The 13,554-nt window shown below is 68.7% G+C and carries 11 protein-coding genes; 7 read left to right on the plus strand and 4 right to left on the minus strand.

What is annotated here, in order from left to right; translation table 11 throughout:
- Nucleotides 1-146: 146 nt before the first annotated feature.
- From GA0070618_RS26655 to GA0070618_RS26675, 5 genes are all read left to right on the plus strand, one after another.
- A complete protein-coding gene (locus GA0070618_RS26655; protein WP_231931467.1) occupies nt 147-977 on the plus strand; it encodes an FAD binding domain-containing protein in 831 nt (276 codons plus the stop codon).
- Complete coding sequence (locus tag GA0070618_RS26660) at nt 974-3,694, plus strand: molybdopterin-dependent oxidoreductase (protein WP_088984071.1); 2,721 nt, start codon at nt 974-976, stop codon at nt 3,692-3,694. Before GA0070618_RS26655 ends, GA0070618_RS26660 begins: the two co-directional genes overlap by 4 nt.
- A 711-nt stretch (nt 3,695-4,405) precedes the next feature.
- Nucleotides 4,406-5,989: a helix-turn-helix domain-containing protein gene (locus GA0070618_RS26665; protein ID WP_088984072.1), complete on the plus strand. Its 1,584-nt coding sequence runs from the start codon at nt 4,406-4,408 to the stop codon at nt 5,987-5,989.
- 223 nt (nt 5,990-6,212) lie between these two features.
- Complete coding sequence (locus tag GA0070618_RS26670; RefSeq protein WP_414467536.1) at nt 6,213-7,304, plus strand: adenosine deaminase; 1,092 nt, start codon at nt 6,213-6,215, stop codon at nt 7,302-7,304.
- A 411-nt stretch (nt 7,305-7,715) separates the two neighbouring features.
- On the plus strand, nt 7,716-9,548 hold the full coding sequence (locus GA0070618_RS26675) for a bifunctional metallophosphatase/5'-nucleotidase (RefSeq protein WP_088984074.1): 1,833 nt from the start codon (nt 7,716-7,718) through the stop codon (nt 9,546-9,548).
- Between the two features lie 941 nt (nt 9,549-10,489).
- On the opposite strand, the gene GA0070618_RS26690 is transcribed toward GA0070618_RS26675, so the two are convergent.
- The 4 genes from GA0070618_RS26690 to GA0070618_RS35255 form a co-directional block, all read right to left on the minus strand.
- Nucleotides 10,490-10,720: a hypothetical protein gene (locus GA0070618_RS26690; protein WP_143740263.1), complete on the minus strand. Its 231-nt coding sequence runs from the start codon at nt 10,718-10,720 to the stop codon at nt 10,490-10,492.
- A gap of 93 nt (nt 10,721-10,813) precedes the next feature.
- The gene (locus GA0070618_RS26695; RefSeq protein WP_143740262.1) at nt 10,814-11,200 is read right to left on the minus strand and encodes a hypothetical protein; all 387 of its coding nucleotides are present in this window, start codon (nt 11,198-11,200) and stop codon (nt 10,814-10,816) included.
- A gap of 5 nt (nt 11,201-11,205) precedes the next feature.
- Nucleotides 11,206-11,445: a DUF7161 family protein gene (locus tag GA0070618_RS33720; RefSeq protein ID WP_157749019.1), complete on the minus strand. Its 240-nt coding sequence runs from the start codon at nt 11,443-11,445 to the stop codon at nt 11,206-11,208.
- Between the two features lie 187 nt (nt 11,446-11,632).
- Complete coding sequence (locus tag GA0070618_RS35255; protein WP_269148444.1) at nt 11,633-11,761, minus strand: hypothetical protein; 129 nt, start codon at nt 11,759-11,761, stop codon at nt 11,633-11,635.
- Nucleotides 11,762-12,008: 247 nt separating this feature from the next.
- Between GA0070618_RS35255 and GA0070618_RS26705 the strand changes: the two genes are divergently transcribed.
- Both GA0070618_RS26705 and GA0070618_RS26710 read left to right on the plus strand, forming a co-directional pair.
- Nucleotides 12,009-12,428 (plus strand): type II toxin-antitoxin system RelE family toxin, encoded by a 420-nt coding sequence (locus tag GA0070618_RS26705; RefSeq protein ID WP_231931952.1) that lies wholly within the window; start codon nt 12,009-12,011, stop codon nt 12,426-12,428.
- Between the two features lie 20 nt (nt 12,429-12,448).
- A complete protein-coding gene (locus GA0070618_RS26710) occupies nt 12,449-13,546 on the plus strand; it encodes an IS630 family transposase (protein ID WP_088984080.1) in 1,098 nt (365 codons plus the stop codon).
- Nucleotides 13,547-13,554: the final 8 nt, after the last annotated feature.

Below are 13,554 nucleotides of genomic sequence, written 5' to 3' on the forward strand. Positions count from 1 at the left end.
CTGACGCGGAGAGGTTCATCCCGGGCGTGGCACCGGTGGGCCGGTACCGCGCTCGTCAGTTCGTCCAGCCGGGGCCGCTCGACCAACCCGTTTGTTGTAGGAGCGACGAATAGTCGGCCCCGGTCCGCGATTGATGGGATCGACACGTGGATCTTCCGACTGTCGAGGCCATGGTGCCCGGCGACGAAGCGGACTGGCGCCCCGGTGACTGTTGGCTGGCCGGCGGCACGGTGCTGTTCTCCCGTCCCCAGCAAGGGGTCCGGAGGCTGCGCGACCTAACCGTCCTGGGCTGGCCCTCGTTGGCGGCTGCCGACGACGAAGGCAGGCCCGGGCTGGACATCGCCGCCACCTGCACGGTGGCGACACTCGCCCGCTACCGGCCGCCGGCCCGGTGGCCCGATCTGGCGGTGGCCATCCGGCGCTGTTGCGACGCGTTCCTCGCGTCCTGGAAGATCTGGAACGTCGCGACCGTCGGCGGCAACCTGTGCGCCGCCCTGCCCGCCGGTCCGATGATCTCCCTCGCGGCGGCGTTCGACGCACGCTGCGACGTTCGTCGGCTCTCCGGCGAGCGGCGCCTGGTTCCCGTTGACGCATTCGTGGTCGAGCCCGGCGTGGCGGCGTTGCAGCCGGGTGAATACCTGCACGCCATCCACCTGCCCGAGCGGGAGTTGACCGGACGGATCGCGGTGCGGCGTGCGAGCCTGCACCCGCTCGGACGGTCGGCGGCTTTCGTCACCGGTCACCTCGACGTCGAATCCGGTCGACTGCGTCTCACGGTGACGGCGGCGACCCCCCGACCGGTCACCGTCAGCGTCCCGGCCCCGACGGCAGCCGCGAGTCTGGTCGACATGGTGGACGCACAGGTGTCCGCCGAGGGTTGGCACGACGACGTCCACGGACTGCCCGCGTGGCGCCGGCACATGACGCTGCGGCTGGTCGAGCAGGTTCGAGCGGACCTTCTGGGAGCGGCACGGTGACCCCGACGGTCAACGGACGCCCGGGTGCGCACCTGCCGGCGCCCGGCCAGTGCCTTCGTACCTATCTGCGCGACAACGGTTGGTTCGGGGTCAAGAAGGGTTGCGACGCGGGAGACTGCGGCGCCTGCACCGTCCACGTCGACGGCGTGCCCGTGCACAGCTGCGTCTTCCCAGCAGTCCGGGCCTCGGGCCGCACGGTCACCACGATCGAGGGTCTGGCGCGCGGGAACGATCTGCATCCGGCGCAGGAGCGGTTTCTGGCAGCGCAGGGGTTTCAATGCGGATACTGCACGGCCGGGTTCGTCATGACGGCAGCGGCCCTCGACCATGCGGAGGGTCTGGCCGACGACCGGCCGCGCGCGTTCAAGGGCAACCTGTGCCGGTGCACCGGCTACCGGTCGATCGAGGACGCGTTGGCCGGGAACTCGCACGTCGAGCATCCGGCGGCGGGGAACGCAGTGGGCAGCAACGTCGGAGCTCCGGCTGGCCGAGACGTCGTCACGGGCGCCGCCCGGTTCACGTTCGACGTCGACCTTCCGGGGGTGACACATCTGAAGGTGGTGCGGTCCCCGCTCCCGCACGCCCGGATCACGCGGATCGACGTCACGCAGGCGGTGGCAGTTCCCGGGGTGCTGGCCGTGCTGACGCACCGCGACGCGCCCGACCGGCGGTTCTCGACTGCGCTGCACGAGCACTTCGACGACGACCCGGCCGACACCCGCGTGCTCGACGATGTGGTGCGGTTCGTCGGCCAACGAGTCGCCGTCGTAGTCGCCGAGACCGAGGCGGCCGCGGAGGAAGGCGTGCGGCGGGTCCGGGTCACGTACGAGCCGCTGCCGGCGGTCACCGACGTGCGGGCGGCGACCGCGTCCGGCGCACCCATCCTGCATGACGACCGCCCGGACAATGTGGCCGGTGAGGTCGGCGGCGAGGTCGGCGACGTCGTCCGAGGGCTCGCCGAGGCGGACTTCGTCTACGAAGAGACCTACCAGACCCAGCGCGTGCAGCACATGGCGCTGGAAACCCATGGCGCGCTCGGGTGGATCGCGCCGGACGGGCGCGTCACCATCCGCGCCAGCACTCAGACGCCCTTCCTGACCCGTCGACGTCTCGCCCACGTCTTCGACATCCCACCGGAACGCCTCCGCGTGGTGGCCGGCCGAGTGGGCGGCGGCTTCGGCGGTAAGCAGGAGATGCTGGTCGAGGACATCGTCCTTCTCGCCGTGCTGGCCACAGGCCGGCCGGCCCGGTGGGAACTCACCCGCGAGGAGCAGTTCGTCGCGACCACGACCCGACACCCCTTCACAGTTCGGGTGCGGCTCGGAGCGAAGCGGGACGGCACGCTCACCGCCATGTGTCTGAACGTCGTCACCGACACCGGCGCCTACGGCAACCACGGCCCGGCGGTCCTCGCCCACGGCTGCGCCGAGTCGATGGCGATCTACCGCTGCGCGAACAAGCGAGTCGCCGGCCGCACCGTCTACACCAACACGGTGCCGGCCGGCGCGTTCCGCGGATACGGCCTGGGTCAGGTGATGTTCGCCGTCGAGTCGGCGATCGACGAGATCGCCCACGGTCTCGGACTCGACCCGGTCACGGTCCGCCGGCGCAACGTCGTCCGCCCCGAAGACCCGTTGGTCACCCCCATCGGGCACGCCGAGGACCTGAGCATCCGTAGCTACGGCCTGGACCAGTGCCTCGACCTCGTGCACGGCGCCGTCGACGGGGACACCACGGGGTCCGACCTCCCGTCCGGGTGGCGCCTCGGGGAAGGTCTCGCCATCGGCATGATCGCCACCGGGCCGCCCGGTGGCCACCACGGCCGCGCCGCGATCAGGCTGACCACGAATGGTCGATTCCAGCTGGACACCGGCATCGCGGAGTTCGGAAACGGATCGACGACGGTTCATCGGCAGATCGCCGCCGACGTCCTCGCGACGGAGCTGGACCACATCGGCATCCGGCAGTCCGACACGGATCTGGTGGAACACGACACCGGCGCGTTCGCATCGACCGGCACCGTCGTCGGCGGGCTCGCCGTGTTCCGCGCGGCGACCCGGTTACGGCAGCGCCTGCTGACCCTCGCCGCCACCTGCCTCGACGTCGGGCCCGACGAGTGCGAACTGGTCCTCGGCGCGGTCCGGGCCGGCGACCGGGAGATCTCGCTGCGCGCCCTCCAGGAGGCTGCGGACAGGGTGGGCGACCGCCTGGAGGCCAGCGGACATGCCGACGGCGCGGAGCGGTCGGTCGCGTTCAACGTGCAGTGGTTCCGCGTCGCGGTCGACGTCGTCACCGGCGAGATCCGGATTCTCCGGAGCGTCCACGCCGCCGACGCCGGAACGGTGCTGAACCCGGTGCAGTGCCGCGGTCAGGTGGAGGGCGGCGTGGCACAGGCCGTCGGCACCACGCTGACCGAGAACCTGCTGATCGACGACAACGGCAGGGTCACCACCAGCGTGGTCCGGGACTACCGGATCCCGACGTTCGCCGACGCGCCTCGCACCGAGGTCCTCTTCGCCGACACGGCCGATCCCCTCGGCCCACACGCCGCCAAGTCCATGAGCGAAAGCCCGTTCAACCCCGTCGCGGCCGCGCTCGGCAACGCCGTACGTGACGCGACCGGGGTGCGACTGACCGCGCTGCCCCTGACCCGAGACCGGGTCTGGGCGCGGATACGCCACGTCGGGTCGACCACCGACGGGAGCGACCGGGCGTAGTGGGACGGTCGTCGGGGTGGCCCGCCCCTGCCGGGCTCCGGCCGCCCGGCTCCGGTAACGGCGACCTCGACCGCCCACCCGCGATGCCACTTCGGCTGGCCCGACCGGAGTGGCATCCCACGCCCGGCGCCGACGACGCTGCGGCTCGCTGCTTGATCCGATCGACAATCCTGTCCGCAAGGTCGTGGATTCGACATCGCGAGAGCCAAGGCCTCGTCACCGACACTGCGCGAACCGATACCGATCCGGTATCAGCGGTCGGCGTGGTTACGGCAGTCCTGCCGAGACACTCTTTGGCACCTACTCGACGTGAACGCGACCGGCCAGCTGACCGTGGTCAGTACGAACAGGCCACGTCGAGGTGACAGGAGGTGCGCGTGGGGAGGATGGCCGGCTTCACGGTGTCGCGGCGTGGGAGCGACGACGCCACCCGTTGGCAGCGCTTCTCGTTCGCGAGCCGGCGTCGTTGGTCGCCTTTCGGGTCCTGGCTCGGGAGCTCGGCTGCGTGTTCGCCCGTTGGGAGACACGTCGCAGCGGCTGCGCCTTCGACACCTCGGATGACCACGCTCGAGGTCGCCGTCCCCCGGTTGCGCCGCTTGCTCGCCGGCACCTGCCTGTCGGGCACCCGGTTCGTCCAGACCGTGACGAGGCGGAGTTACCGGATCGCCGCGTAGCCACCGACCAGCGGCACACGAGGAAGGAGAATGCAGGGTGCGGGTAAACGCTCCGACTTCACTGCGCGAGATCCTCCATCGGCCCGGACTGCACCTGCGGCTGCTGACCGGCCACGCGCAGCTCGACGAACCGGTCACCCGGGTCTTCGTGACCGATCTACTCGACCCCAAGCGCTACATGTCGGGCGGCGAGCTCGTCCTGACCGGACTCATGTGGCGACGGTCGCCGGCGGACTCCGCAGCTTTCGTCGCGGCCTGTGCCGCGATGGGAGCAACCGCTATCGGCGCCGGTGCCGCAGCCTTCGGATGCGTGCCGGAGGATTTGCTCATCGCGTGCCAGCAGTACGAGATGCCGCTGTTTGAGGTCCCGGTGGAAGTCTCCTTCCGCGAGATCAGCGACGTCGTCGCCACGTCGTTCTGGGCGCAGCGGGCAACCGGGCTGGCAACGGTTCTGGGCCGGCAGCGCGGTCTCGTCGCCGCGATGGCCGGCGGTGCACGACTTGCGGACCTGCTGTCCTCCGTCGCCGCCGATCTCGGGGCGCGGTGCTGGCTCGTCTCTCCCGCCGGACGCCTGGTGTGCGGAACGGACCCCCTCGACCAGTCCCTGGCCAACCGCTTCGCTGCCACGTTCCTGGGCAGCAGCAGGGTGCCGACGGAAGTCCGGATCGACGACGTGACTTACTCGCTGCATACAGTGCGGGGCCGTCCCGAACACCGCCTGGCCTCCTGGATTCTCGCCTGCACCGGGCGGTCGGACGAGCCGGTGCCGCCCGACGTGACCGCCGAACTCGTCGGGCTCGCGGCGCTGGAGCGCGTCCAGGTCGACGAGGCGGCGCGCGTCGAGCGACGGCTCGCCGACCAGATCGAACGTGCGCTGGCCGCGGACGCGGCCGACCTACCGAGCCGCCTACGGGCCGGCGGGCTGGAGCCCGGCTCGGCGTTCCTCGCCGTCGCGGCCCGGCTCACCGGGCTGCTCACCCCCGCCGACCTCGTGGTCACGCTCCTCGCCGACCTCGTGAGCACGACAGGTTTCGCCGCCACCACCGGCCTGACCACCGCCATCGCCCCGTCGACCGACACGGCACTGGCAATACTCCGGCTTGACGGCGACGGTCCCGTCGGGACCGACCCGCGGGCCGACGAAGTGGTCGCGCGGCTGCGCCGCGGCGTCGAGACGCTCCGGCCCGGCATCGGCCGGGGACAGCTGGCCGTCGGGGTGAGCAACGTGGCAACCGGTAGCGCGGCACTGACCGGTGCCGTCCAAGAGGCACTGCACGCCGTCGCCGTCGCCAGCACGGGACCAACCGGCGTACGCTGCGCCGGCGAGATCACGACGCATGCCCTTCTCATCGCCGGTGTCCCCACGGCGACACGCAACTCGTTCCACGAACGCGTGCTGGGACCAGTCCTCGAGTACGACCGACGGTACCGGGCCAACCTCGTGCGCACGCTGAGCGTCTTCCTCGAGTCCGGTGGATCGTGGAGCCAGTGCGCGCGACAGCTGCATCTGCACGTCAACACCCTGCGTTACCGCATGAAACGCATTGAGGAGCTCACCGGCAGGGACCTGGGCAGGTTCGACGACCGGGTCGACCTGTACCTCGCGCTCCGAATCCATTAACCCGCCCCCGACTGACCTGTCGCTTCGCACGAACACCCCGTCCACGCGCCGTCGATTCTCGTACCCGGCGATCATTGTTCGCGTTTTCCCGTGTTGATCCGATTGTTGTGCCGCTCGACGGGCGGCCGGAGACGCTCGTGTGCCGTCCCGCGCCGCCCGACCGATTCGAAGAGAAATCTGCTCGCCCATGGAAGACCCTTTCTGCTCGCCGATGGGAGACCCGGTGCCCAGCTACGACACGATCGTCCATGCCCCGAAGGTCCTGCTGCACGACCACCTCGATGGCGGGTTGCGGCCGGAGACGGTTGTGGAGTTGGCGGCGGAGGTCGGTCACGTCCTACCAGTCACGGATCCAGCCGCGTTGGGGCGATGGTTCGTGGCAGCGGCCAACTCGGGGTCGTTGGAGCGTTACCTGGATACCTTCGCGCACACCGTGGCGGTCATGCAGACCGGGCCCGCGCTGCGTCGGGTGGCCCGGGAGTGCGCGCTCGACCTGGCCGCCGACGGGGTGGTCTACGCCGAGGTGCGGTTCGCCCCCGAGCAGCACCTAGAGCAGAACCTGACCCTGGACGAGGCGGTCGACGCGGTGGTCACCGGGTTCCGGGAGGGCAGCGCCCTGGCCGCCGAGACGGGCAACCCGATCCGGGTCGGAACGCTGCTGACCGCGATGCGGCACGCCGCCCGGTCGCAGGAGATCGCCGAGTTGGCCGTCCGGCACCGGGACACCGGCGTGGTCGGCTTCGACATCGCCGGCGCCGAGGCCGGGTTCCCGCCCACCCGGCACCTGAACGCCTTCGAGTATCTCCAGCGGGAGAACTTCCACTTCACCATCCACGCCGGCGAGGCGTTCGGCCTGCCGTCGATCTGGCAGGCGATCCAGTGGTGCGGCGCGGACCGCCTCGGGCACGGGGTGCGGATCGTCGACGACATCACCCTGACCGACGACCGTCCGCAGCTCGGCCGGCTGGCCGCGTACGTCCGCGACAAGCGGATCCCGCTGGAACTCTGCCCCTCCTCGAACGTGCAGACCGGGGCGGCCGCGTCGATCGCCGACCACCCGATCGGGCTCCTGCGGGACCTGCGCTTCCGGGTCACGGTGAACACCGACAACCGGCTGATGAGCGGCACCTCCATGTCCCGCGAGATGGCCCTGCTGGTAGAGGCATTCGGCTACGGCTGGAAGGAGCTCCAGTGGTTCACCATCAACGCGATGAAGAGCGCGTTCATCCCGTTCGACGAGCGGCTGCGGATCATCGACGAAGTAATCAAGCCGGCGTACCTCGCGCTGACGGCAACCGACGAGCCGTCACAGTAGGCACTCACACGATCCGGTAACGGGCGGGCGCGAACCTCGTCGCCGTCGATCGCCCACGCACCCGTCGTCGCATCTAGTCACGAAGACCACATCGGAAGACCCGGGGAGGTGATGTGTTAAGCAATCGGTAGCGGTCAGGACGGTTCACGACACCGATCGTCGCGGCGCTGTTGTTCGTGCCAGTATCCCCGCGGCGGGCAGGTGGACTCCGCTGCGGCGTGGGTCTGGCAAGCCCTCAACGCTCAAGGCGTCGGTCAGGATCCCGCTCACGCGTCGGCAAGAAGAGTCCGGTCGCGCTGTCATCGCGAATCGTTTACTCAGCATTCATACCGAGTTATTCATCAGGAGCGCGAGGATCAGCACTCTCGTGCGTGTACGCCGTGTCGGCGTGCTCATGGTTAGGAGTATCAGTTGCGTTCCAAACTTGTCCGCACTGTCGTGGCCACGGTCGCCACGACACTGGTCGTGCTGGGCGTCGCTCCCAGCCCCGCGCAGGCTGCCGCGACCGAGGTGCAGATCCTCGGCTTCAACGACTTCCACGGCCGTCTTGAGGCACCCTCCGCAGGAGTTGGCGGCGCCGCGCAGATGGCTGGCATGATCAAGCAACTGAAGGCGGCCAACGACAAGACGGTGGTCCTCTCGGCCGGGGACAACATCGGTGCTTCCCCGTTCATCTCGCTCGTGCAGAAGGACGAGCCCACGCTCGACTTCCTCAAGATGATCGGGCTCGACGCATCGTCGATAGGCAACCACGAACTCGACCGCGGCTTCGACGACCTCAACGACCGGGTCATTCCGCGCGGCGGCTTCCCGTATCTCGCGGCGAACGTCTACCGGGGCAGCGAGCCTGCTCCAGGCCGCCTGGAGGAGTCGACTGTGCTGACGGTCGGCGACGTCCGGATCGGCGTCGTCGGGGCGGTCACCGTCGAGACGCCGTCGCTGGTTTCACCCGCCGGTATCCGTGGACTGCAGTTCAAGGACCCGACCACGGAGGCGAACCGCGTCGCGGCGAAGCTGAAGGCGGACGACAAGGTCGACGCCGTCGTGCTGCTCGTGCACGAGGGCTCCGAAACCAGCGGCACCGACACCACCGCCTGCACCGGTGTGGCGAATCCGGCCACCCCATTCGGCAAGATCGTGACAGGTGCCAGCGCCAACATCAACGTGATCATCTCCGCGCACACCCACGTCTCGTACAAATGCGCCTACGACGTCCCGAACCTGGGACACAAGCGGCTGGTCATGCAGACCGGTCGGTACGGGGACGCGCTGGACCAGGTCAAGCTCACCATCGCCGGCGGCAAGGTGACCGCCGCCGAGGGCGCCGTCCTGCCGATCAAGGGGTACCCGGAGGACCCTGCGGTCGCGAAGCTCGTCGCCGACGCCAAGGCCGAGGCCGACATCCAGGGCAAGGTCAAGATCGGCGAGATCACTGCCGACATCAAGCGTGCCGTCGCTGCGGACGGTGCGGAGGACCGCGGCAACGAGTCGGTTCTCGGAAACTTCATCGCGGACGTCCAGTTGGAGGCGACGAAGGCCAACAACCGGGGTGGGGCGCAGATCGCCTTCATGAACCCGGGCGGCCTACGCGCCGACCTCGTCAAGCGTCCGGACGGCAGTGTGACGTTCGCCGACGCCGCCGCGGTCCAGCCCTTCGCCAACGACCTCATCACGAGGTCGTACACCGGCAAACAGATCAAGGCAGCGCTGGAGCAGCAGTGGCAACCTGCGGGCGCATCGCGGCCTTTCCTCCACCTGGGTGTCTCGAAGGGCTTCAGCTACGTTTACGACCCGAACGGACCCGCCGGGAACCGCGTCATCGCCGACCGAATCTTCCTTGACGGCAAGGTCATCGACCTGAACGGCACCTACCGGGTGACCGTGAACTCGTTCCTGGCCTCCGGCGGTGACAACTTCACCGCACTCGGCGACGGCAGCGACTCATTCGCCACCGGCGACAACGACCTCACCGTGCTGGTCGACTACTTCCAAGCGAAGTCCCCGGTCACCGCCGACACCGTGGAACGGGCGTACACCGTCGGCCAGCCGGGTGCCCCGGTCGCGGGCGGCGGGTCGAATGACGGCACCGGCAACGGTGGTGGGGCGGGCGACGATGGCCCTGGTCTGCCGATAACCGGCGCGAACACGGCCACCATCGTCGTCGCAGGCGTGATTTTGCTGATCGTAGGCATCGTCGCGATCCTCTCGGCCCGGCGCCGGCGGATCCGCCTAACCGTCGAATAAACGCGAGCATGAACAACAGGTCGTCGCCCGGAATCCGCGAACGGCTTCCGGGCGACGACCGATTGTGGTCGGCGCTCAGCTGGTCCGCGACCACATCCCCCGGTTGGTCGAGACGGTGTCGCCTCGACCTGGCCTGGGTAGCCGCCGTTACGCGGCCGGCCCTTCGACGTACCGGTGCGGGCCACCGGTGTCAGGATCTGCGGTTGTGGCCCCGTCGACGCCGCCACACCGATGATCGAACGCCCAGCGCACCGACCCGGCGACGGCTTCGCCGACTCGACGCGGTCGCCGCCACCTCCGCTGCGGCCTCGCCACCGCCGTGCAGGTGGTTTGGCCCCGGCGAGGCCTACGCGCGGAACCTCGGCATCCCGCCCCACGGCGTGCCCCACCTCGCCGGACACCCCACCGTCGACGGCCTCGAACACGCGACGGGCAGGTACTCGGCGGTGGCATCGGCGAACCGGACCGGCGGTTCGGTCGGTCGAGCCGAGGTCATCGGGCACCACCCGATGCCCTTGAACTGAAGAAACTCAGCGGTAAGGGGTCACCAGGGATTGTGGCGGTGTGGTTCGCATGGTGGTACCTCCGGCCCACTCTTCCCCGCCGCTGAGCTGCCAGAACGCCGAGCGAAGATCATCGGGCACAACCAGGGCACAACTCAGCTCCGAGCCTGGCATGCGGGAGCTTCCCGCCGCTGGCTGCCTGCCTTCCGCAGAAGGTCACCGACCAGGTCGCGCGGCCGGTCCTTCTTCGGCAGCGAGTGAACGTGGGTTTCCAACGTGATCCGCAGGTTGGCGTGCCTCAGCGCCTTCTGCACCCCCTGAGGCTCCACGCCGCTGCTCATCAACGTCGCGCCAATCTCGGAGACTCCAACGGGGCGAGTGCAGCGCTCGACCCGGCAGGCCATCGAGATGTGGGAGAGCGAGACGCCCGAAGCCCGCTCACGTGATGACGAGGCACTGGCCCACGTCTACCAGGCGACCGCCCACCTTCAGCTCAACGAGCTTGATGCCACCCACACGGCCCGGGTTCCCCCTTCTCGCCTGGGCGGTGGTGACGGCGAGGTAGGCGTGGGCACACAGAACGAGCACCTCGCGCCCCTCAGCCTCGGCGAGGTCCGCCGTCTCATCGCACACCTGATCACCACCACCCCACCCTTCGACCACGTACATCGATGGTCACGATGGCAACCGCCGACACTAGTACCGCGCCAAACGGGCCCACTACCAGCGACGACAGCGAATCCACCAACCACGGCTGGAGCGCTAACCGGCAATTGTCCAGATCACCAGTGCCGGCAAGGTTAGTAGGTAGGCGATGCCGCAGAACCGGAACGCTTTGTCCGTAGCGCGACCGGACAGTCCACGACTGCCGGTGAGCACCTGCAGCGGACTCGCGGAGGTGTTGTCGCCGCCGTCTTCGAAAATCAACGCACACACCAGGAGCAGGAGGTCGGCCGCGATGAGCAGGGGCCAGGCAGACTGTGGCGCGGAGAATCCGGCGTAGATCAGCGGCCCCAGCACGATCGCGGGCACGATGCCGAGTGGCATGGCGCTCACGATGGCCGCGATGATGGCGAACCAGCCGAAAGCTGTCAGTCGCAGAAGCACAGCCAGTCCGACGACCGCGATCTGAGCCAGTCCCATTGACACCGCAGTCACCCTTCCGCGGACGCATCACGTACAGCGAGCTGGTCAAACCTCACCCGCACATTCTTCGACGTGGCGTCCCCGCTGGTCTGTACCTTCAGGGTGGCTGTCGGGCTGGGAGTGTCCTCGACGATGACCACTTCCGTCGTACCGGCCGGCAGATCGGCCGGCCATCCCGCATCGTCGGTCGGCTCACTGGTCAGTAGACGCGCGGCACGTCCGTTCAGGCCCGTGTCGGTGGCCCGCACTGGCCGCCACACCGTCAACGCTGGCCTCGTCGGCTGTTTGACGGGCACACGCCGGTGAGGCGTGGCCGTGCTCGGCGGTGCTCAGTTGCCGTCCGGTCGTCTGCAGCGCACGGGCTGGTCACAACATTGCGGCCGTCCTGGCACGTCAACAGCGCGTAGAGCCGGTCATTGCAGCCATCGTCTGACATCACGCGGCCCACGTCAGCAGCAGATCGGGCACAACACCCGCGAACTGGGCCAGCCGATCAGCACTGACCGGATCGGAATAGGTTGGAGGTCCCCATTTCTCAGCCAGTTGCGCTACTTCATCGTTCACCGTCGGTATGCCTTCCCCTCGTATCGCGGATCACTTGCGTGCCCGGACCGAAGCGCCGCAGCCCATTCGCCGCGGTCTGCGGCATCCCGCAGCACCCACTCTCCATCATCGCTGTGGAGGCGACGACGAGCATCCCGTCGACTGGCAGCGGCAGCACGTAGGCGACCTCAGGTCGTTCGCCGAATCTCAATGCCACGGCGACCGATGGCTCCAGGACGACCAGGCCGCGATCCCGAGCATCGCCACCATGCTCACGTCCCGGGCGATTCGGGTCGGCGTCACCGGACACCCCAGCGAGTCCACCAGGACTCCACCGCAGCGGACAGGACCTGCCATTGGGGGTCGCGGCGCGGCGACGGAAACCATCCAGCGGGCGATCGCGGTCAACCAGTACCGGGTAGGTAAGCCTCTCGACGAACCCCTCGACGGCTTTCACTCTGCCCGGCGTGGCACGTACCGGATCGTCTACCGGATCAACGAGGCAGAACGAGTCGTGGAGATCCACTCGATCCGCCACCGGCGCGACGCCTACCGTTCGCAGGGCACTTCCTCTAGGTGTACTGCCCGGGGACGTGGCCGCTGTGGCCGCGACGGCACAATACTCATTGACTGCCGCCTCGGCGCTGCCAACTCGGGTAGACGTAGTACTAGTGTGCTGAGTCGTTAATTCGTTGGTAGATTGCGGGTATGGGTGATGGCCGTGGTCCGAAGCTGGCGCCGCTGGAGTTGACCGCCGAGGAGCGGGAGGCGCTACGAGGGCTGGCTCGGCGGCCGAAGACGGCGCAGGCGTTGGCGGTGCGGGCGCGGATCGTCCTCGCCTGCGCGGAAGGCCTGTCCAACAGCGAGGTGTCTCGCCGGCTTAGTGTGTCGCTGCCGGCGGTCGGCAAGTGGCGTAAGCGGTTCGTGGCCGATCGGGTGGACGGGCTGCGCGACGAGCCGCGACCGGGCGCGCCACGGAAGATCGGCGACGCCCAGGTCGAGGCCGTGATCACGAAGACGCTCGAAGAGCTCCCGCTCAATCAGGACAGTCATTGGTCGACGCGGTCGATGGCCACGGCGGTGGGGCTGAACCAGACCGCGGTCTCGCGGATCTGGCGGGCGTTCGGCCTCAAACCGCACCAGGTCCAGAGTTGGAAGCTGTCGACCGACCCGCTGTTCATCGACAAGGTCCGCGACATCGTCGGGCTGTACCTGGACCCGCCGGAGGCCGCCATGGTCCTCGCCGTGGACGAGAAATCGCAGATCCAGGCCCTGGATCGGACCGCGCCGATGCTGCCGATGATGCCCGGTGTCCCCGGCCGGGTGACCCACGACTACGTCCGCCACGGCACCACCAGCCTGTTCGCCGCCCTCGACGTGGCTACCGGCAAGGTCATCGGCCAGACCCAACGCAAACACCGCCACCAGGAGTTCCTGCGTTTCCTGCGCACCATCGACCGGGCAACCCCGCCCGAGCTGGAGCTGCATCTGGTGCTGGACAACTACGCCACCCACAAGACGCCCGCCATCGGGCAGTGGCTACTCAAGCACCCCCGGTTCCACCTGCACTTCACCCCGACCTACTCGTCGTGGCTGAATCTGGTCGAGCGCTGGTTCGCCGAGCTAACCAACCGCAAACTCCGCCGATCGACCCACCGCAATGTCGCCGCACTGGAAGCCGACGTCACCGCCTGGATCGAGGCGTGGAACGCCGACCCGAAACCGTTCGTGTGGACCAAGACGGCGGACGACATCCTCGAAACGATCGCCGCATACTGCCAACGAATTAACGACTCAGCACACTAGTAGTGCTT

The sequence above is a fragment of the Micromonospora echinospora genome, assembly GCF_900091495.1.
In the GTDB taxonomy this organism is placed as follows: Bacteria; Actinomycetota; Actinomycetes; order Mycobacteriales; family Micromonosporaceae; genus Micromonospora; species Micromonospora echinospora.

Coding starts and splice junctions, on each gene's coding strand:
- GA0070618_RS26710 (WP_088984080.1), top strand. CDS start 12,449: ATGGGTGATGGCCGTGGTCCGAAGCTGGCGCCGCTGGAGTTGACCGCC.
- GA0070618_RS26705 (WP_231931952.1), top strand. CDS start 12,009: ATGCTCACGTCCCGGGCGATTCGGGTCGGCGTCACCGGACACCCCAGC.
- GA0070618_RS26690 (WP_143740263.1), bottom strand. CDS start 10,720: ATGTACGTGGTCGAAGGGTGGGGTGGTGGTGATCAGGTGTGCGATGAG.